Below are 18319 nucleotides of genomic sequence, written 5' to 3'. Positions count from 1 at the left end.
CGGGACGGCGTGCGCACAGGGCGGCGGGGACACTAGACACCAGGTGTATACCTTCTGTGTATAGTTCCTGCCGGACCCGCCCGAACGGGTCCTCCGACGCCACGAGGGGGAGCTTCCGCATGCGCACGACGACGGCGCGCCGAGCCCGCGCGCTGACCACACTGCTGGCCGCCGCCACCATGGCCTTCACCCTGACCGGGTGCAACGGCTACGACAGCACGTCCCCCGCCGCCGCGCGCAGGCACGAGGCGGCGGCCGGCCCCGCCGCGTTCGCGACCGACGCGAAGGGCACCGTGGACTGCCGCAAGGCCAAGTGCATCGCGATCACCTTCGACGCCGGGCCGAGCGTGCGCACCCCGCAGATACTCGGCATCCTCGGCAAGTACCACGTGCACGCGACCTTCTTCACGCTCGGTAAGAACCACGTGATGAAGCACCCCCAGATGGTCCGGGACATGGTCGCCCAGGGCCACGAGGTGGAGACCCTCACCTGGAGCCACCAGATCCTCACCAGGATCAGCTCGTCGGAGATCCGCAAGGAGATCACCGAGGGGCGGGACGCGGTGCGCCAGGTCACCGGAGTGACGCCCACCCTGCTGCGCCCGCCGCAGGGCCGGACCAGCGGCAAGGTCACCAAGATCGTCAAGGAGCTCGGCATGTCGGAGGTGGTCTGGAACTCCAACGGGGCGGACTACCGGACCACCGACTCCCGGTTGATAGCCTCCCGGATACTGAAGTCGGCCAGGCCGGACGGGATCATCCTGCTGCACGACCTGGTCGACCCGACGAACAAGGGCTACAACGGCACGGTCGCCTCGATCGCCCCGATCATCTCCACGCTCCAGGCGCGCGGCTACACCTTCGTCACCGTCAAGCAGCTCCTCGCGCCGGGCACACCGCAGGCGGGCAAGGTCTACAAGTGACCCCCGCGCGCCGGGCCGCCGCCTACCGGGCCCCGGCCGCGCCCGCCGCCCGCGCCGACGGACCGCGTGAGGCGCTGTCCGACGGGCGTGGTATCCAGACGTCGGGGAGCATGGCCGGGACGATCGGACCGGTGCGGCGGGAGCACACACCGAGGGGTGGTACATGGCCTGGCGGAGACTGTTGCAGGTACGCCAGCCGGAGGGGCACGCCTACGCGCTGCGGCGCAGGGGCGGCAACCCGGCCGTGGACCGCTCGTTCGGCGATCCGCGGCTGGCCGCGATGCGGGAGGCCGCCCACGGCGGCGCCACGCGCTGGCCGGAGGTCCGCGGCCACCTGGAGGCGGCCGACGGCCACGAGGACCTGACGTTCCTGGTCGAGGGCGTGCAGGACATCGCCCGCGTCGAGCAGTGGACCGCCGAGGTGGTCGCCGCCGACCCCGGCGACACGCTGGCGCTGCTGGTCTGCGGCGCCCGGCACGTGGAGTGGGCCTATCAGGCGCGCAACCGGGGCACCGCCGGCTCCGGGGAACAGGAGAAGCTCTTCCGGGAGCGGCTGACGGCCGCCGAGGAGCGGTTGTACGAGGTGGCCGGGCGCGAGCCGTCGTGGGCGGCGCCGTGGTACTTCCTCCAGGTCAGCGGGCGCGCGCTCCAGGTCGGGCAGGAGGAGGCCGAGCGGCGCTTCGAGGAGGTCGGCCGCCGGGCGCCGGGCCATGTGGCCGCGCACCGCCAGCACCTCCAGCAGCTCTGCGCCAAGTGGGGCGGGTCGCAGGAGCGGATGCACGCCTTCGCGCGGGAGGCGGCGCTCTCCGCGCCCGAGGGAAGCGGCCTCGGGCAACTCGTCGCGCAGGCCCACCTGGAGGACTGGAAGGAGGCCGGCGGCGACCCCGACTCCACCCTCCTGCACGCCCCGGAGACGGTGCGCGCCCTGCACGAGGCGGGCGCGCGCTCGGTGCACCACCCGGCGTTCGTCCGGCGCGGGGACTGGGCGGTGGGCGTCAACACCTTCGCGCTGGCGTTCGCGCTGGCCGGCGAGGACGCGGCCGCCCGGGCCATGTTCCGGATGGTCCGCAAGCTCCCCACCTAGATGCCGTGGCGGTACCTCGACGACAGGTCGCCCGCGGTGCCGTTCCTCGCCTGGCGCGCACGCGTCGGCGCCTGACCGCCGGTTCCGCCCGCGACGGGTTCCGCCCGCGCCCTGACCCGCCCCGCGACCCCCGCGACCGCGGACACCGCGCGTGGGGCGGGGCGGGGCGAGGCGCGGCCGCCCGGTCCGGACCGGCTCAGACGGTCGGACCGGGGGCGGCCGGCGCGGGGCCGTACTCCCGCAGCGCCTGGGCCACGACCGCTTCCAGGTGGGCGTGGTGCGCGCCCTTCCAGTAGACGCGCTCGCAGGCGGTGCAGCGGGCGAAGACGTCGTAGGACTTCCGGGTGCCGTCGCGGAGGCGGTCGCTGACGGTGTCCTTGTCCGCGGCGGCCAGCGCGCCGTTGCAGGCCACGCACCGGGTCCAGGGTGCCAGCGGCGGCGCGAACCGCCCGAGCACGTCGCGCAGTTGGTCCTCGGGGCGGTCGCTGTAGACGTACCCGCCGGCGAAGATCTCGCGGCGGCGCAGCAGGCCCCGGTCACGGGAGAGCAGCACGCGCCGCTCCCGGGCGGACCAGCGGGCGAGCGCGGGGTCGCCGATGTCCTCGTTCTCGTACGCGGCGTCGACGCCGAGCAGCCGCAACCGCCGCGCCAGGGTGCCCAGGTGGACGTCGAGGAGGAACGCCGGCGGCGGGCCGGGGACCCGCTGCGGTCGCCGCACCGCCTCGACGGCGACCTCCTCGCCGGCCGCGGGCACGTGCGCGGCGGGCACCTCCCGGCCGCCGGCCCGCAGCGCTCCCACCTCGGTGAGCGGGATGCCGAGGGACTCGACCACGTGCCCGAGCGAGGACGTCCCGTCCGTCGCCACGTCCGCGGTGTCCCCACGGTGCTCAGCGGCCACGAAGACGCGCAGTTCAGGGGCGATGCGCACACGGACCCGCGGCATCCCCTCGGTGTTTCGCCTCACGCCACCAGCATCCCACCGGCCCGCTCCCGGCTTCCACGCCTTTCCCGCGCCCGGGGTCCCGGCCTCCGTCGGCTCTCCGCCGTCCGCCGTCCGCCAGGCCCCGTCCGCCCTCCGCCGTAAGCACCGGACCGGGCTTTCCGACCTGTCGGAGGGTCCGCTTACGATGGCCGGATGGAGATCAGGAAGACCCGCTTCGACCACCCGGACGCCATACGTCTGAACGACCTGGTGCAGTTGGAGTACGCGGAGCGGTACGGCGACGGGGACGCCACACACATGGCCGCCGACCACTTCGACCCGCCGCGCGGGCTGTACCTGCTGGGGTACGACGCCGACGGCAAGCCGGTGGCCAGCGGAGGCTGGAGGGCGCAGGACGCCGCGTCCGAGGGGTTCGAGGCCGGTGACGCGGAGATCAAGCGGATGTTCGTGGTGCGCGAGGCGCGCGGGTCGGGCCACGCCCGGGCGCTGCTGGCCGAGCTGGAGGCCACCGCGGCCGCCGCCGGCCGGACCCGGATGGTGCTGGAGACCGGGCAGAAGCAGCCCGAGGCGATCGCGCTCTACACGTCCTGCGGGTACCTGCCGGTGGGCAAGTTCGGCCACTACCGGTACGAGGAGCTGAGCGTGCACATGGGCAAGCCGCTCACCGCCTGACGGCCCGCCCGACCACCCTGCCGTCCGGCGTCCGACCGCCCTGCCACCCGGCGTCCGGCGGCCCGGCCGCACCGGGGCAACGCGACCACGGGGCGCACGCAGCGCGGTCTCACCGCCTGGCGCGCCGCCGGCTGCGCCGCCCGCTCCACGCGGCGAACAACCCGCACAGCAGGCCGGCGACGAACGTGATCAGCAGCGCCGCCCACAGCGGCATCGTCACCTCGGGCACGATCAGCCGGATCCGCACCTGCCGGGTGTTCTCGAAGATGAACACGAGCGCGAGCGCGGCGAGCACCAGCGCGATGATGCGGCGCGGCGTCAGCACGTCCTGCCACCGGCGACCGGTGGCCTTGTCGGCCCTGTCGGCACTCATCGCGCTCACCTGCCTCCGCTCCGCGGCCGCCCCCTCCCGTCCATGCTCGCCGCAGAGGGGGCCGGGCGGGCGGCGGACTACTCCGAACGGGTGACGGTGGAACCGTGGCCGCGTCAGCCGCGCGCGCTCACGAGACCAGTTCCTGGTAGACGGCCATCACGCTGCGCGCCTGCTGTTCGACCTGGTCGGCGACCGGCACCCAGCGCGGGTGGTAGGCGGCTTCGTACGCGTCGCACCAGGAGTCGACCAGGCGGGTCACGGCGGGCAGCGCGGCGATCCGGCGCAGCATCGCGGCGGCGCGCAGCGGGATGCGCTGGGCGTAGACCTCGATGCTGGTCACGCGCGCGGTGGTCATCTCCGGCAGCCCGCCCGCACCCGCCGGCCGCACCGCGGGGTCCCACTCGGCACTCAACTGCGGTCCGATGCCGACGAGTTCGCGTACGGTGCGGAGCATCGGGCTGTCCGCACCGATGAGTCGGGGATCGATCCGGTCCAGCAGCCCCGCCACGGTGGGCAGATCGCGGCGCAGCGCGGCCCCGGCCACGCGCAGGGCGCGGTCCGCGTCGGGGTGCGGTGTGGTGTCGGCGGCGCGGTCGCAGGCCCACATCGGCACCTCGACGATGGCGGTGACCCCGTCGTACCGCTCGGCGTGCGCCCAGGTGGAGTGCGCGCCGTCGCCAGCGGCGGGGTCGGAGGCCGGCGGCATGACGTAGACGCCTGCGCCGGGGCTGGGCCACTGGAAGGCGTCGGAGGAGCCGCTCTCCAGCGGGATGTCGAGTTCGGCCGCGGACTTGCCGATCCGCTCGGCCACACCGGGGACGTCCCGGGTCAGTTGCACGAAGCTGCCGCCGACGTCGATGCCGTGCAGCGAGCACTGGAGCACCGGCCGGAGCCGGTCGAGGAGTTCGACCAGGGTGCGGGTCTCGGGAAGTGTCGCGGCACGCACCGCGCCGTCGGGCGGCAGCCACTCCGGCTGCTCGGCGGCGCACGGCCGGAAGAAGTGCTCGTAGTGCCGGCGCAGGGTGTACGGCCCGGCCAGCCAGGGCTCGTTGAGCGCCGCCCCGTCCGGGTCGATGCACAGCAGGAAGTGCCAGGTGCTGCCGTCGCCGTCGCCCGCCTGGCAGGTCTCGGCGATCCGCTCGGCCAGCCGCAGGACGGTGGCGCCGCCGACCGCGGCCTCGTTGGCGTGCGGGCCGGCCACCACGAGGACGTTGCGCGGTCCCTGACCCACCGTCAGGAGCAGGAGCGGTCGACCCGCCCGTGACCGGCCGACCTCGGCGAGCCGGCACAGACCGTGGTACCTCAGTGTCAGACGACGTGCACCCTGGGTGATGTCCGCCGTCGTCGGATAGCACTCTTCCGTCACCGCAACCCCCTGCCGCGGGCCCCCGAGCCCGCACCCCGCATGACGACTTCGAGTTCGGTCCCGTCAGTAGGTCATGCCCCCGCAGGGGTGTCAACGGTGCTACCGAGACCGATGCGGAGCCGTACCCCGCAGGCCGCCACCGCGTCCGCGCCGGCGCCGCACCCCGGGGGCGCCGGCGGGCCGCGGCCGGGCCGCCGCTTCGCCCGGCCGCGGGCGCGCCCAGGCACGCCGGGAGCGCGGTCGGCGGCCGCTCCCCCGCCGTGCCGCCGGTCGGCCGCTCCGCGAAACCGCAGGCCAGCGGGGCGCCCACGCCTGTCTTCGACCTTCCTCGACGGGCGCACCGGCGGGCACCGCCCGGCCCCTTTCGCCCCGACCCGCGACCGCCCGCCGATGCCTCCTCCGCGCCCCGCCGGACTCCCCGTCCCCCGCGCCCGGCCACAGGGTTCCCACAGACGGTCACAGCCCAGCTCCCCGTACTCCCGTGACCGGTCGATATACGGCAGATACGCCGGTCGGCCGTCGGCGACGTCCGCAGGCGCGGTACGCAGGGACTGGACGCCCGGGTCGCAGGCCCGGGTCGCACGCCCGGAAACGGCCGGGGTCCCGCGGCGCCCGCGCTGCATAGCGGCTCCCGGAGCCGCGGGCCCGCGGCTGCCGGGGTCCGCGGCTGCCGGGGTCCGCGGCTGCCGGGTCCCGCAACCGCGGAGGACGGAGGCGCCGGGACGTTCCATGGGCGCGGGGGCGGCGACGGCGGTCCTTCGGTGGGCGGCGGCGAGGCGCAGGGGGACGCCCGCGCCGTCCCGGGCGGCGAACGGGACGCGACGAGGGGGGCACGGTCCTTACGAAACGGGGACGGAGGCGGCTCCGGGGCACTCGGCCGTGGTCACTGTCAGTGGCGGGTGTCAGACTCGTGAGCATGAGCAACGCACCCGGGACCGCCGCATCGGCTCCCCCGCACGGAGCGCGGCGGCAGGTCCTGGTCGTGGACGACGACCCGACCGTCGCCGAGGTCGTCGCGGGCTACCTGGACCGGGCCGGATTCGCAGTCGAGCGCGCCGCGGACGGCCCGTCGGCGGTGGCCCGGGCCGCGTCGAGCCGGCCGGACCTGGTGGTGCTCGACCTGATGCTGCCGGGTATGGACGGCCTGGAGGTGTGCCGGCGGCTGCGCGAGGACGGACCGCTGCCGGTGGTGATGCTCACCGCGCGTGGCGACGAGGACGACCGCATCCTCGGCCTGGAGGTCGGCGCGGACGACTACGTGACGAAGCCGTTCAGCCCGCGCGAGCTGGTGCTGCGGGTGGAGGCGGTGCTGCGCCGGGCTGGCACCCCGCCGCCCGCCGGGCCCTGGCTGCGGTCGGGGACGCTCGCGCTCGACCCGGCGGCCCGCCGCGCACTGAGCGGGGACGTCGAACTGGCGCTGACCATCCGCGAGTTCGACCTGCTCGCCTTCTTCCTGCGGCACCCCGGCCGGGTGCTGGGCCGCGAGGAGCTGATGCGCCGCGTGTGGGGCTGGGAGTTCGGTGACCTGTCGACCGTCACGGTGCACGTGCGGCGGCTGCGCGAGAAGGTCGAGGACGACCCGGCCCGGCCCCGCCTGATCAGCACTGTCTGGGGGGTGGGCTACCGCTTCGACCCGCCGGAACCGGAACCGGATCGGCCGGCGGGCGGTACCGCCGGGGAGGCGCGCCCGGGGACGGCGGCCAGTGAGGCGGAGGTGCGCGATGCGTGACCTGCTGCTGATCGCCGCGTACGCGGCGATGGGCGCCGTGGCCGCCGGGCTGCTGGGCGCGCTGGTGCTGCGGCTGCTGCGCAACCGCTCGGTCGCGCTGTCGCTCGCCGTGGTCGCGGTCGTGACCGTCGGCGCGATGCTCGCGGGCACCTTGTCGGTGGCCTGGGCGATGTTCCTCTCCGAACACGACCTCGGGGTGGTCACCACCGTGTGCGCGATGGCCGCCGTCGTCTCGCTCGCGGTCTCCCTGATCCTGGGGCGCCGGGTGGTCGCGGGCAGCCGCGCGCTGACCGAGGCGGCCCGGGCGTTCGGCGACGGCGGCCCGTTCGCCGCCCCCGCGGGGGCGCCCACCGCCGAGCTCGCCGATCTGGGCCGGGAGCTGGCCGCCACCAGCGCCAAGCTGGCCGCCTCCCGGGAGCGGGAGCGCGCCCTGGAGGCGTCCCGGCGCGACCTGGTCGCGTGGATCTCGCACGACCTGCGCACCCCGCTGGCCGGGCTGCGGGCGATGACGGAGGCGCTGGAGGACGGCATAGCCCAGGATCCCGCGCGCTACCACCGGCAGATCCGCGCCGAGGTGGACCGGCTCAGCGGCATGGTGGGCGACCTCTTCGAGCTGTCCCGCATCCAGGCCGGGGTACTGGCGCTGACGCCCGCCCGCGTGTCGGTGTACGACCTGGTGGGGGACGCGATCGCCGGCGCCGACCCGCTCGCCGCCGAGCACGGCGTCCGGCTGGTCGGCGACCGGGTGGACCAGGTGCCCGTCGAGGTGGACGGCCGGGAGATGACCAGGGTGCTGGCCAACCTCCTCGCCAACGCCATCCACCGCACCCCCGCCGACGGCACCGTGGCGGTCTCGGCGCGACGCGACGAGGCCACGCATTCCGTGGTGCTGTCCGTCACCGACGGATGCGGAGGCATCCCGCCGGACGACCTGCCGCGGGTCTTCGACACGGGGTGGCGCGGCACCGGGGCGCGCACCCCTCCGGCCGGCGCGGGCCTCGGGCTGGCCATCGTGCGCGGCATCGTGGAGGCCCACCACGGCCGCGCCTCGGTGCACAACGTGCCGGGCGGCTGCCGCTTCGAGGTGCTGCTGCCGGCGGCGCCCTGAGGCGGGCGCGCCTCGGCGGGCCCGTCCACGGCCCGCCACGCCGCCACACCCTCCTGCGCCGGGCGGTTCCGGCCGTCCCTATATCCCGGGCCCGCCGGGGCGCCCCGGCGGGCCCGGCCGTTCAGGCGACTCCGGCGGCTCCCGGGGCCCCTCCGGCCGGAGACGACCCGCCCCCGTCACGGCCGTAGTGGCGGACCAACGGCAGGAACAGCTCGTCCACGATCGACTCGATCCGCCGGGGCTCCAGGGGCTTGAGGTCCATGACCAGGTCGTGCCGCACCAGGTCGAAGGGCATCGCGAGCAGGGCGGGGGGGATCGACTCCAGGTCGATCTCGCCGCGGTCGTGCGCCCGCTCGTAGACGGAGCGCATGCGTGAGAGCCGCTTGTCGCCCATGATCCTGTCGCGCACCTGGGTGGGGGTCATCCCCGTGTCGACCAGCAGCCCGGAGAAGGCGGTGGCCGCGGCGATCGCGAAGAACACCGAGCGGGCCTCGCCCATGGTGGTGAGCACGGCGACCAGGTCGCCCCGCAGGCTGCCGGTGTCGGGGATGTCGACCAGGTGGGCGTTGCGGTAGCGCTCCAGCGCGGCGAGCACCACCTCGTCCTTGTTGGCCCAGCGGCGGTACAGCACGGCCACGCCGGTGCCCGCCCGAGAAGCGACCGACTCCATGGTCAGCTTCGCGAACCCGGCCTCGATCAGCTCGTCCCACGCCGCGTCCAGCAGCGCGGCCTCCAGTTCCGCTCCGCGTCGGCGCCGTCGGGTGGGATCGGGAGCCGCGGTAGTCATGAGTCCATCATAAGAGAGGTTTGCACCTCTTAACAAGAAGCCCTACTCTCCTAAGGAATGGATTCGACTCTTATTGGCGAGGATGGGGCGACGAGACCATGACGGAGACGAGCAGGACGCCCGGGACACCCGGGACACCCGAGGCGGACGGCACGGACGGCACGGACGGCGCGGACGACGCGGCCGGGATATCGGAGGCGGCGGAACCGAAGCTGACGCCGCAGGTGAAGGGGGCGCTGATCGCCCTGGTCGTCGGCGGCATCGCGGCGATCCTCGACTCCACGATGGTGACCCTGGCGATCCACACGCTGGTGGGGAAGCTGCACTCGACCACCGACGCGATCCAGTGGGTCACCACCGGGTTCCTGCTGGCGATGGCCGTCGCCATCCCGGTCACCGGGTGGGCGGAACGGCGCTGGGGCGGCAAGCGCGTGTGGATGGCCGCGCTCACGGTGTTCGTGGTCTCCTCCGTGCTGTGCGCGGTGGCGTGGGACGCCCCCTCGCTGATCGCCTTCCGCGCGCTCCAGGGCTTCGGCGCCGGCCTGATCTTCCCGCTGATGCAGACGCTCGCGGTGCGCGCCGCGGGCGGGCAGGTCAGCAGCCGGCTGATGGCGGCCGTGAGCCTGCCGATCGCGCTGGGCCCGATCCTCGGCCCGGTGATCGGCGGGGTCGTCCTCAACTGGCTGAGCTGGCGCTGGCTGTTCCTCATCAACGTGCCCGTGGTCGCCGTCGGGCTGCTGCTCGCCCGCCGGCACCTCCCGGACGACCGACCCGACGCCGCGGCCGGGCGCCCCCGCCTGGACTGGACCGGGCTGGCACTGCTCACGCCGTCGCTGGCGGGCATCCTGCTCGGCCTCTCGCAGCTCTCCGAGGACGGCGGGATCGGCCACGCCGGCGTGCTCGTCCCGCTGCTGGTCGGGGTCGGACTGCTGGTGGTCTTCATCCGCTGGGCGACGCGCCCCGGGGAGCACCAGCCGGTCGTGGACATCCGGCTGCTGCGGCTGCGCTCGCTCGGCAGCGCCTCGGCGGTCCTGTTCACCGCGGGCGCGGCGATGTACGCCGGGATGTTCCTGCTGCCGCTGTACTACCAGCAGTTGCGCGGGGAGAGCGTGCTCCAGGCCGGGCTGCTGCTGATCCCGCAGGGGGTCGGCGCACTCGCCTCGCGCTTCGTGGTGGGCCGGCTGGTCGACTGGATCGGCGCGCGCGCCCTGACCGTCGCCGGCTTCCTGCTCACCGCAGCCGCCACCGTCCCCTTCGCGCTCGCCGGCCCGGGGACGAGCCTGTGGTGGCTGGAGGGCGTGCTGCTGCTGCGCGGGGTGGGGGTGGGATCGGTGCTGATCCCCCCGATGTCCGTCGCCTACCAGGACATCCGGCCGGCCGGCATCCCGCACGCCACCATGAACACCCGCATCTCGCAGCAGGTCGGGGCCTCGTTCGGCACCGCGATCGTGGCGGTCGCCCTCCAGTCGCTCGTCGACCACGGCGCCGTCGGCGCGTTCCAGGGGGCGTTCTGGTGGTCGGTCGGCATCGCGGTCGCCGCCGTCGTCCCCGCCGTGCTCCTGCCGGCGGGCCGGCCGGCGGGCAGTTGACCCGCCGGCGGCCCCCGGTCACGCCAGTGCCGGCACCTCCATGGTGAGGACGGGGCCGGAGGACGCCGGGTCGCCGGGCGAGGGGGCATCGTGCGCGGGGGCGTCGAGGACCGCCGGGACGCCGAGCGGCATCGTCAGGGTGGACGCGCAGTGCCCGAAGCCGAACTCCTCCACCACCGGCACCCCGAGCGGCCCGAGCAGGTCGACGACGAGGTCGCGCACGGCGTCATGGGGGCCGCACTCCGCCCACGAGCCGAGCACGACCGCGGCCACCCCGTCGAACCAGCCGGCCCGCAGCAACTGGGTGAGGTAGCGGTCGAGCCGGTACGGCTCCTCGCCCACGTCCTCCAGCAGGAGGATGCCCCCGGCCGCCGACGCGCGGGCGAACGGCGTGCCCAGGTCGGCGGCGAGCAGGGACAGGCAGCCCCCGAGGGTGACGCCCTCGGCCCGGCCGGGCACCAGGGTGCGGGCGCCGGCCGGGGCCATCACCTGGACGGACTCCGGCGCGAACAGGGTGCGCCGCAGGCCCTCGCGGGTCGGTTCGTCCTCCAGGAAGGTGGCTGCCGCGGCCATCGGGCCGTGCACGGTGGCCAGCCCGAGCCGGGTGGCCACCGCCTCGTGCAGCGCGGTGATGTCGCTGTAGCCGATCAGGGCCTTCGGCGGCGCGGCCCGCATCTCGTCCCAGTCGAGCAGGTCGACCATCCGCTGCACCCCGTAACCGCCCCGGGCGCAGAGCACCGCGGTGGTGGTCGGGTCGCACCAGGCGTCCTGGAAGTCGTCGGCCCGGGCCTGGTCGCCCGCGGCCAGGTACCCGCAGGGGTGCCCGTCCAGGACGTGCGGGGACACCTCCGGCTCCAGGTCCCAGCCGCGCAGCACCTCCAGTCCGGCCGCCAGCCGGTCGGCCGGCACCGGGCCGCTGGGGGCCACCACCGAGATCCGGTCGCCCGGGGCGAGCCGGTGCGGGCGGATCAGCGCAGGCACGGGCACGCCCACCGCGTCCGCGACGCGCCTGAGTCGTTCGGTCATGAGGTCGGCTCCCGCCCGGTCACGTGGTCAGCTCCAGCACCGGCACCCCGGCCGGGGTGAAGCCGAACACCTGCCCGTAGAGGGACAGTTCGGCCTCCAGGCAGGTCACCATGGTGTCGAGGCGGCGGAAGCCGTGGCTCTCGCCGGCGAAGGCGCGGTACGCGTGCGGGATGCCGCGCCCGGCGACCTCGGCGAGGAAGCGCTCGCACTGCACCGGCGGGCAGATCACGTCGTCCAGCCCCTGGAGCAGCAGGAACGGCACCGTGATCCGGTCCGCGCGGTTGATCGGCGAGCGCTCGCGGTAGCGGTCGGGCACCTCGTCGACCGGGCCGACCAGCGACTCCAGGTACTGCGACTCGAAGTCGTGGGTCTCCCCGCCCTGCTTCGACCAGCCGAGCAGGTCCAGGATCGGGTAGATCACGGTGCCGCAGGCGTAGGTGCCGGTACTGGTCAGGGCCGCCGCGCTGGTCCAGCCGCCGGCGCTGCCGCCGCGGATGGCGAGCCGGTCCGGGTCGGCCGCGCCCTCGGCGACCAGCCCCTCGGCGACCGCCGCGCAGTCCTCGACGTCGACCACGCCCCACTGCTCGCGCAGCCGGTTGCGGTAGGCGCGGCCGTGGCCGGTGGAGCCGCCGTAGTTGACCTCGGCCACACCGATGCCGCGCGAGGTGAAGTAGGCGATCTCCAGGTCGAGCACCATCGCCGCCCGGCTGGTCGGGCCGCCGTGCACCCAGATCACGTACGGGCCGGGGCCCTCGGCGGTGAAGTCCGGGTGGCGCGGCGGGTAGAGGTGGGCGTGCACCTCGCGGCCGCCGGGGCCGGTGAAGGTGCGGGCCACCGGGTCGGGGAGGAAGGCGGGATCGACGGTGTCGTGGTGGGCGTTGCCGATCACCCGGGTGAGGCCGGTGGCGGTGTCCAGCTCGACCACCTCGTGGGAGGTGCGGCCGCCGGCGGCGATGCCGATCACCCGGCCGCCGGTGGCGGCGAGCGTCGGGTTCCACTCCGTCCACGGGCCGGGGGCGTCGGTGACGTCGCCGGTGACGGTGTCGAGCACTCCGAGCCGGGGGGCGCCGACGCCGTGCAGCACCGCGACCCGGCCCGGTCCCAGCGGCAGGAACCAGCGCTGGCCGAGCTTCCACAGCGCGCCCGCGAACTCCTCCTCGCGCGGGCACAGGTCGACCGCCTCACCGGTGTCCGGGTCGACCCGGTGGATGTTCCACCAGCCGGTGCGGTCGGTGGCCGCCAGCAGGGTGCCGTCAGGCGTCCACTCGGCCTGCGAGACGGACTCCTCGGGACCGCCGATCAGGGTGCGGGCCGCGCCGAGGACGCCGTCGGCTCCCATCTCGGCGATCCGCAGCTCGGTGCCGTCCCACGGCATGAGCGGGTGGTCCCAGGCGAGCCAGACCGCCCGCGTGCCGTCGGGCGACAGACGCGGTCCGGTGACGAAGCGGTGGTCGGCGGCGGCCAGTTCGCGCACCGCGCCGCGGTCCTCGGCGGCCGAGCCGTCCAGCGGGACGGCCGCGGGCACCCGGCGCACGTCGGACGGGCCGTCGCCGGTGAACTCCTCCAGCACCCCCCAGACCTCGCCCCGCTCCGGGCGGATGGTGAGGTCGGCCCAGCGCAGGCCGTCGCCGACCGGCGAGACCGGGGTGAGCGGGCGGGGCTCGCTGTCGGGGTGGTCGGGGCGGAAGGCGTACAGCCGCTGGTCGAGGTGGTGGGCGAAGACGATCAGCACGGAGCCGTCGAGGACCGCGCCGGCCCAGGGGGTGCCGCCGTACTCGATGACGCGGCTGCGGACGTTCCACGGTGCTGGCAGCGGGCACTGCTCGCTGCCGTCCGGCAGGCGGCGGACCAGCGCGCGCCGGCCGCCCTCGGCCGGACGGGGGGCGGTCCACCACACCTCGTCGCCGACGACGCCCACGAACTCCGGGCTGCCGTCGTGGGAGGCGGCGGTGGTGGCGTCGATCGGCGACGGCCAGGTGCCGCGGGCGGGGGCCGTGCGGTCGGCGGCGGTCATCGGGCGCCCTCCCCGGCGGTCGCGGCGGTCTCGGCGGGTGCGCCGGTGCGGCGCAGGAAGCGGTCCAGCACCTCGACCCCGAAGTGCAGCGCCTCGACGGGCACCCGCTCGTCCACGCCGTGGAAGAGGGCGTTGTAGTCGAAGCCGGGCGGCAGCTTCAGCGGCGAGAAGCCGTAGCCGGCGATGCCGAGGCGGGAGAACTGCTTGGCGTCGGTGCCGCCGGACATGCAGAACGGCAGCACCCGCGCGCCCGGGTCGAAGTGCTCCAGGCTCTCGCGCATCGCGGCGAAGGTGGGCGAGTCGACCGGCGCCTGGAGGGCCACCTCGCGGTGGTGGTACGCCCAGTCGACGTCGGGCCCGGTGAGCCGGTCCATGGTGGTGACGAACTCCTCCTCGCCGCCGGGCAGCACGCGTCCGTCGACGTGGGCGGTGGCCGCGCCGGGGATGACGTTCACCTTGTAGCCGGCCTGGAGCATGGTCGGGTTGGAGCTGTTGCGGACGGTGGGGCGGATGAAGGAGGCGGCCGGGCCGAGCCGGGCGAGCAGGGCGTCCATGCTGGCAGGGTCGGTCGCGTCGCCGTCGGTGACGCGGTCGAGGTCGATGTCCACGCCCTGGATCGCGGCCAGTTCGAGGAGCGCGGCACGTACGGTGTCGGTGAGCCGGAGCGGCCAGCGGTGCTCGCCGATCCGGGCGACGGCGGCGGCGAGCCGGCTGACGGCGTTCTCGCCGTTGACCTTCGAGCCGTGGCCGGCCCGGCCGCGGGCGGTGAGCCGGAGCCAGGCGGTGCCGCGCTCGCCGGCGGCGACCGGGTACAGGCGCAGGCCGCCGCCGGCGTGGAAGGTGTAGGCGCCGGACTCGCTGATGCCCTCGGTGCAGCCCTCGAAGAGTTCGGCGTGCTTGTCGGCGAGGAACCCGGACCCGTAGGCGGCGCTGTCCTCCTCGTCGGCGGTGAAGGCGAGCACGATGTCCCGGACCGGGCGGACGCCCGACCTGGCCCAGCCGCGGACGGTGGCGAGCACCATCGCGTCCATGTTCTTCATGTCGATGGCGCCGCGGCCCCACACGACGCCGTCGCGCACCTCGCCGGAGAAGGGGTGCACACTCCAGTCGGCGGCCTCGGCGGGCACCACGTCGAGGTGGCCGTGCACGAGGAGGGCGTCGGCGGACGGGTCGGTGCCGGGGATGCGCGCCACCACGTTGGCACGGCCGGGGGCGGACTCCAGCACGCGCGGCTCGATGCCCGCGTCGGCCAGCCGCTCCGCGACGTATTCCGCCGCGGGGCGTTCGTTGCCCTCGCCGCCGCCGCGGTTGGTGGTGTCGATCCGGATCAGCTCGGAGGTGAAGCGGACCACCTCGTCGAGTGCCTGCGCGTCGACGGACTGCTCAGCCATACTGCTCCTCCACGGCCTGCGAAACGAGGGTGGTGACCGCCTTGAAGGCGCGGATTGCCTCGTACATCGTCGGCAGGGTGTAGGCCACCCGCCGCTCTCCGGTGCGCTCGACGCCGGGCACCACGGTGGCCGCTCCGGCCAGGTGGACCGCGTCGAACTCCAACTCCACCGTGTACGGCCCGGCGTCCGCCGGTTCGTGCCGGACGGCGAGCGCGGCCGCCTGCTGGGCGGCGGCGCGGATGTCGGCGGCGGTGCGCGCGGGCGGGCGGCACACCGCGGCGTACCGCGAGACGTAGTCCTTGACGGCGACGGTGTGGGCCCGGGGGGCGTATCCCCGCGCGTCCAGACCGGTCCGGTCGTCTCCGGTGACGAGCACCACCGGGACGCCGTACTCGGCGGCCACCAGGGCGTTCAACCGGCCCTCGCTGGCCTGCTCGCCGTTGACCCACACGCCGGTGATGGAGTTGGCCAGGTAGGTGTGGGCGAGGACGCCCTCGGTGCCGGCGCCGGTGTGGTACCCGACGAAGGCGACACCGTCCACGTCGCCGTGCTGGACGCCCTCGACCATCGACAGGTCCTTGTGGCGGCCGGTGAGCATCTGGGCGCGCTCGTCCAGCTTCTCCAGCAGGAGGTTCCGCATGGACCAGTGCGCTTCGTTGACGAGGACCTCGTCGGCGCCGCCGTCCAGGAAACCGGCGATCGCCGCATTGACGTCGGACGTGAACATATGGCGGCAGCGCTGCCACTGCTCGCTTCCCGGCAGGACGTCAGCCGGCCACGTCACGCCGGTCGCGCCTTCCATGTCCGCCGAGATGAGGATCTTCGTCATGCGCGTCACGTTACGCGGCCTTCGGACACGCGTGCCAGGCCCCCCGCACGGCCTGTGGATAACTTCAGTGGCCTAGACCAATTCGCGTGACCCGCCGGGGCCGGAGCCGGGCCCGCCCGAACCCCTCCGTATACCCGCGACCAGCGGATTCCGCGGCAGCGCCGCCCCGTCCGCCGGCCGCGCCGAACTCGGCTTCGGGCAGCGGCCGTTCGCTCTCCGCGCACCTTCCGGACGCCCTCGGAGGGGCCCGCGGGAGCCTTCCGCGGCCGCCCCGGGGACACCGCGGCGCCGACCGAAAACCAGTGGCGGATCGCGGCGGTCCGTGGTTCGTTGGGCTCGCTGCCGTGACGGTCCCGGGTCCCTTTCGTGACGGTCCCGGGTCGCCGCCGTGACGGTCCCGGGACCGTGCCCGCGACCGGTGCGGCGAAGTTCCCGGAGCCGGCGCGGGAGGACGCCCCCGTGGGCGCGGTGCGCGATGCCCGGACGTGCGCGGTGCCCTTACCACAGTGCGGCCGGAGCGCGCCCGTGGGGGAGGGAACAGCGCGCATCCCGGGTACGCCCGCACGGTGGCAACCGTTCCGAGCGTGCTAGCGTCCAAAGCCTGTGTTCGAACTCTTGTCACGGTGGGAGTCCGGCCCCGCCGGACGGGACCCGGCCGGGACACTCCGCACCCGCTACGGAAGAGGCCACGTGACCACCTGGCAGCCCGCGCGCGTCGCCGTCGTCCGCGGACCGAGGGGCCTGCTGCGGCGGGTCGATCTTCGCCACCCGGTGGTCGTCGCCACGCTGCTGGCCGCGGTGCTGCACGTGCTGTGGGCCCTGTACCTGGCCAAGGACTCGGGCGACATGGCCGCCCAGTACGCGTGGACGGAGTTCATAAAGGCGCACCCCGCCGCGTCGTACAACCTGTCGTGGTACGGCGGCATGCACCCGGCCTCCTACAGCATCCTGTCGCCCTACATCATGGCCGCGCTCGGGGTGCGGATGACCGGTGTGATCGCCGGCACGCTCACCGCGACGTTCTCGGCGGCGATGCTGATGCGGGCCCGGGTGAAGCGGCCCCTGGTGCCGGTGCTGTGGACGACGTTCGCTCTTTGGGGTGATGTCGTCTCCGGGCGGGTCACCTTCGCGCTGGGCATGCTGTTCGCGGTGGTCGCCACCGTGGTGCTCTACCCCGCGGAGCGGGCCGCGCGCGGCAGGTCGCCGCGGCTGGCGCTGGCGACGGCGATGGCGGCCTTCGCCACGATGTGCAGCCCGGTCGCCGGGCTCTTCCTGCTCGTGGTGGCCGCGGCCCTGTTCCTGACCGGCCGGCGCAAGGACGCCTACATCCTGGCCGCCGCCCCGCCGCTGGTGGTCGGCGCGACCTCGCTGCTCTTCCCGTTCTACGGCGTGCAGCCCTTCAAGTGGTACTTCGCCATCATCCCGTTCGCGGTGTCGGTGGCGATCGCGCTCGCGGTGCCCAAGGCGTGGAAGGCCATCCACCTGGGCTCCTGGGTGTACGCGCTGGGCGTGGCGCTGACCTTCGTCATCCCCTCGCCGATCGGCAGCAACGTGGAACGCCTCGCGCTGCTCTACGGCGGCACGATCCTGCTGGTCGTGGCGATGGCGAGCACCTGGGGCACCAAGCGGGCGCTGGTGCTGTGGCTGGCGTTCGCCGGAACCGCGTCCTGGCAGATTGCGAAGCCGATAGTCGACCAGGTCACCACGTCGGCGACCTCCTCCTCGGTGCACGCGTCGTCGCTGATCCACGAGCTGGGCACCCTGCACGCGGACCGGGGCCGGGTGGAGGTGGTGCCGCTGCGGTCGCACTGGGAGGCGTCCGGCCTGTCGCCGTACGTGAACCTCGCCCGGGGCTGGAACCGGCAGGCGGACGTCGAGCGCAACCCGCTGTTCTACGACGGCACGCTGACCGCCGACACCTACCGGGACTGGTTGCGGCGCTGGAGCGTCAACTACGTGGTGCTGCCGTCCGTCGCCCAGCCGGACGGCGCCGCCGTCGCGGAGGCGAAGCTGGTGGCGGCGGGACAGCCCTGGATGACCGAGGTCTGGCACGACGCCGACTGGCAGGTGTACTCCGTGGCGGGGGCGGACCCGATGGCGGACCCGCCCGCCGTGGTGGACCAGGCCGGGCCGGCCGAGCTGACCGTCACGATGCCGAACAGCGGGTCGGTGCTGCTGCGCATCCCGTGGTCGCCGGTCCTCGGGATCGAGGGCGCGACCGACAACGACAGCGGGTGCCTGGCACCCGACGGGGACTGGACGCGCCTGTACGCGCCCGAGCCCGGTACGTACAAGATCGGCGGGACCTACGCGTTGATCCGCGGAACCCAGTGCGACAAGGCGCAGATCCAGGACGGTACGGGTCGCGAGCCGACGGCGTCCTCCGGGGGTTGAGCCGGCTGCCCCCCGGTGTGACCCTTGGGGGGTTCCCGGACCCTGCGGTCGGCGCGGGCTCACGGCGGCCCGCCGCCGGGGTGCCCCGGGC

The 18319-nt window shown here is 74.7% G+C and carries 15 protein-coding genes; 7 read left to right on the top strand and 8 right to left on the bottom strand.

Going from position 1 to position 18319, the window contains the following annotated elements:
- The first annotated feature begins 119 nt into the window (after nt 1-119).
- Both RVR_RS29520 and RVR_RS29515 read left to right on the top strand, forming a co-directional pair.
- Nucleotides 120-923: a polysaccharide deacetylase family protein gene (locus RVR_RS29520; protein ID WP_202236955.1), complete on the top strand. Its 804-nt coding sequence runs from the start codon at nt 120-122 to the stop codon at nt 921-923.
- A gap of 163 nt (nt 924-1086) precedes the next feature.
- Nucleotides 1087-2007: a hypothetical protein gene (locus RVR_RS29515; RefSeq protein WP_202236954.1), complete on the top strand. Its 921-nt coding sequence runs from the start codon at nt 1087-1089 to the stop codon at nt 2005-2007.
- 196 nt (nt 2008-2203) lie between these two features.
- On the opposite strand, the gene RVR_RS29510 is transcribed toward RVR_RS29515, so the two are convergent.
- Nucleotides 2204-2950 (bottom strand): Mut7-C RNAse domain-containing protein, encoded by a 747-nt coding sequence (locus tag RVR_RS29510; protein ID WP_202239357.1) that lies wholly within the window; start codon nt 2948-2950, stop codon nt 2204-2206.
- A gap of 192 nt (nt 2951-3142) precedes the next feature.
- Here RVR_RS29510 and RVR_RS29505 point away from each other — a divergent pair, with 192 nt between their 5' ends.
- Nucleotides 3143-3622, top strand: a complete 480-nt coding sequence (locus tag RVR_RS29505) for a GNAT family N-acetyltransferase (RefSeq protein ID WP_202236953.1) — start codon at nt 3143-3145, stop codon at nt 3620-3622.
- A 109-nt stretch (nt 3623-3731) separates the two neighbouring features.
- Here RVR_RS29505 and RVR_RS29500 read toward each other — a convergent pair whose 3' ends face one another.
- Together RVR_RS29500 and RVR_RS29495 are read right to left on the bottom strand one after the other, a co-directional pair.
- Nucleotides 3732-3995, bottom strand: coding sequence for a LapA family protein (locus RVR_RS29500; protein ID WP_202236952.1), 264 nt, complete (start codon nt 3993-3995; stop codon nt 3732-3734).
- A 127-nt stretch (nt 3996-4122) separates the two neighbouring features.
- The gene (locus RVR_RS29495; protein ID WP_202236951.1) at nt 4123-5361 is read right to left on the bottom strand and encodes a M14 family zinc carboxypeptidase; all 1239 of its coding nucleotides are present in this window, start codon (nt 5359-5361) and stop codon (nt 4123-4125) included.
- Nucleotides 5362-6277: 916 nt separating this feature from the next.
- On the opposite strand from RVR_RS29495, the gene RVR_RS29490 reads away from it, so the two are divergent.
- Both RVR_RS29490 and RVR_RS29485 read left to right on the top strand, forming a co-directional pair.
- The gene (locus RVR_RS29490) at nt 6278-7090 is read left to right on the top strand and encodes a response regulator transcription factor (RefSeq protein WP_202236950.1); all 813 of its coding nucleotides are present in this window, start codon (nt 6278-6280) and stop codon (nt 7088-7090) included.
- On the top strand, nt 7083-8198 hold the full coding sequence (locus tag RVR_RS29485) for a sensor histidine kinase (RefSeq protein WP_202236949.1): 1116 nt from the start codon (nt 7083-7085) through the stop codon (nt 8196-8198). The genes RVR_RS29490 and RVR_RS29485 overlap by 8 nt, the downstream gene beginning before the upstream one ends.
- A 121-nt stretch (nt 8199-8319) precedes the next feature.
- On the opposite strand, the gene RVR_RS29480 is transcribed toward RVR_RS29485, so the two are convergent.
- The gene (locus RVR_RS29480) at nt 8320-8985 is read right to left on the bottom strand and encodes a TetR/AcrR family transcriptional regulator (RefSeq protein ID WP_202236948.1); all 666 of its coding nucleotides are present in this window, start codon (nt 8983-8985) and stop codon (nt 8320-8322) included.
- A 98-nt stretch (nt 8986-9083) separates the two neighbouring features.
- Here RVR_RS29480 and RVR_RS29475 point away from each other — a divergent pair, with 98 nt between their 5' ends.
- On the top strand, nt 9084-10574 hold the full coding sequence (locus tag RVR_RS29475) for an MDR family MFS transporter (RefSeq protein ID WP_202236947.1): 1491 nt from the start codon (nt 9084-9086) through the stop codon (nt 10572-10574).
- A gap of 18 nt (nt 10575-10592) precedes the next feature.
- Here RVR_RS29475 and RVR_RS29470 read toward each other — a convergent pair whose 3' ends face one another.
- Genes RVR_RS29470 through RVR_RS29455 form a run of 4 tightly spaced genes read right to left on the bottom strand, consistent with a single transcriptional unit; the run spans nt 10593 to nt 15834 of the window.
- The gene (locus RVR_RS29470; protein ID WP_202236946.1) at nt 10593-11600 is read right to left on the bottom strand and encodes a S66 peptidase family protein; all 1008 of its coding nucleotides are present in this window, start codon (nt 11598-11600) and stop codon (nt 10593-10595) included.
- A gap of 19 nt (nt 11601-11619) precedes the next feature.
- The gene (locus RVR_RS29465) at nt 11620-13614 is read right to left on the bottom strand and encodes a dipeptidyl-peptidase 5 (RefSeq protein WP_202236945.1); all 1995 of its coding nucleotides are present in this window, start codon (nt 13612-13614) and stop codon (nt 11620-11622) included.
- Nucleotides 13611-15005: a M20/M25/M40 family metallo-hydrolase gene (locus RVR_RS29460; RefSeq protein WP_202236944.1), complete on the bottom strand. Its 1395-nt coding sequence runs from the start codon at nt 15003-15005 to the stop codon at nt 13611-13613. The genes RVR_RS29465 and RVR_RS29460 overlap by 4 nt, the downstream gene beginning before the upstream one ends.
- Nucleotides 14998-15834 carry a M55 family metallopeptidase gene (locus RVR_RS29455; RefSeq protein WP_202236943.1) on the bottom strand — a complete coding sequence of 279 codons (837 nt, stop codon included), beginning with the start codon at nt 15832-15834 and terminating at the stop codon, nt 14998-15000. The genes RVR_RS29460 and RVR_RS29455 overlap by 8 nt, the downstream gene beginning before the upstream one ends.
- A 690-nt stretch (nt 15835-16524) precedes the next feature.
- On the opposite strand from RVR_RS29455, the gene RVR_RS29450 reads away from it, so the two are divergent.
- Nucleotides 16525-18228 (top strand): MFS transporter, encoded by a 1704-nt coding sequence (locus RVR_RS29450; protein WP_202236942.1) that lies wholly within the window; start codon nt 16525-16527, stop codon nt 18226-18228.
- Nucleotides 18229-18319 lie beyond the last annotated feature (91 nt).

The organism is Streptomyces sp. SN-593, from assembly GCF_016756395.1.
GTDB lineage: Bacteria > Actinomycetota > Actinomycetes > Streptomycetales > Streptomycetaceae > Actinacidiphila > Actinacidiphila reveromycinica.
This window is presented reverse-complemented; position numbering and strand designations above follow the sequence as displayed.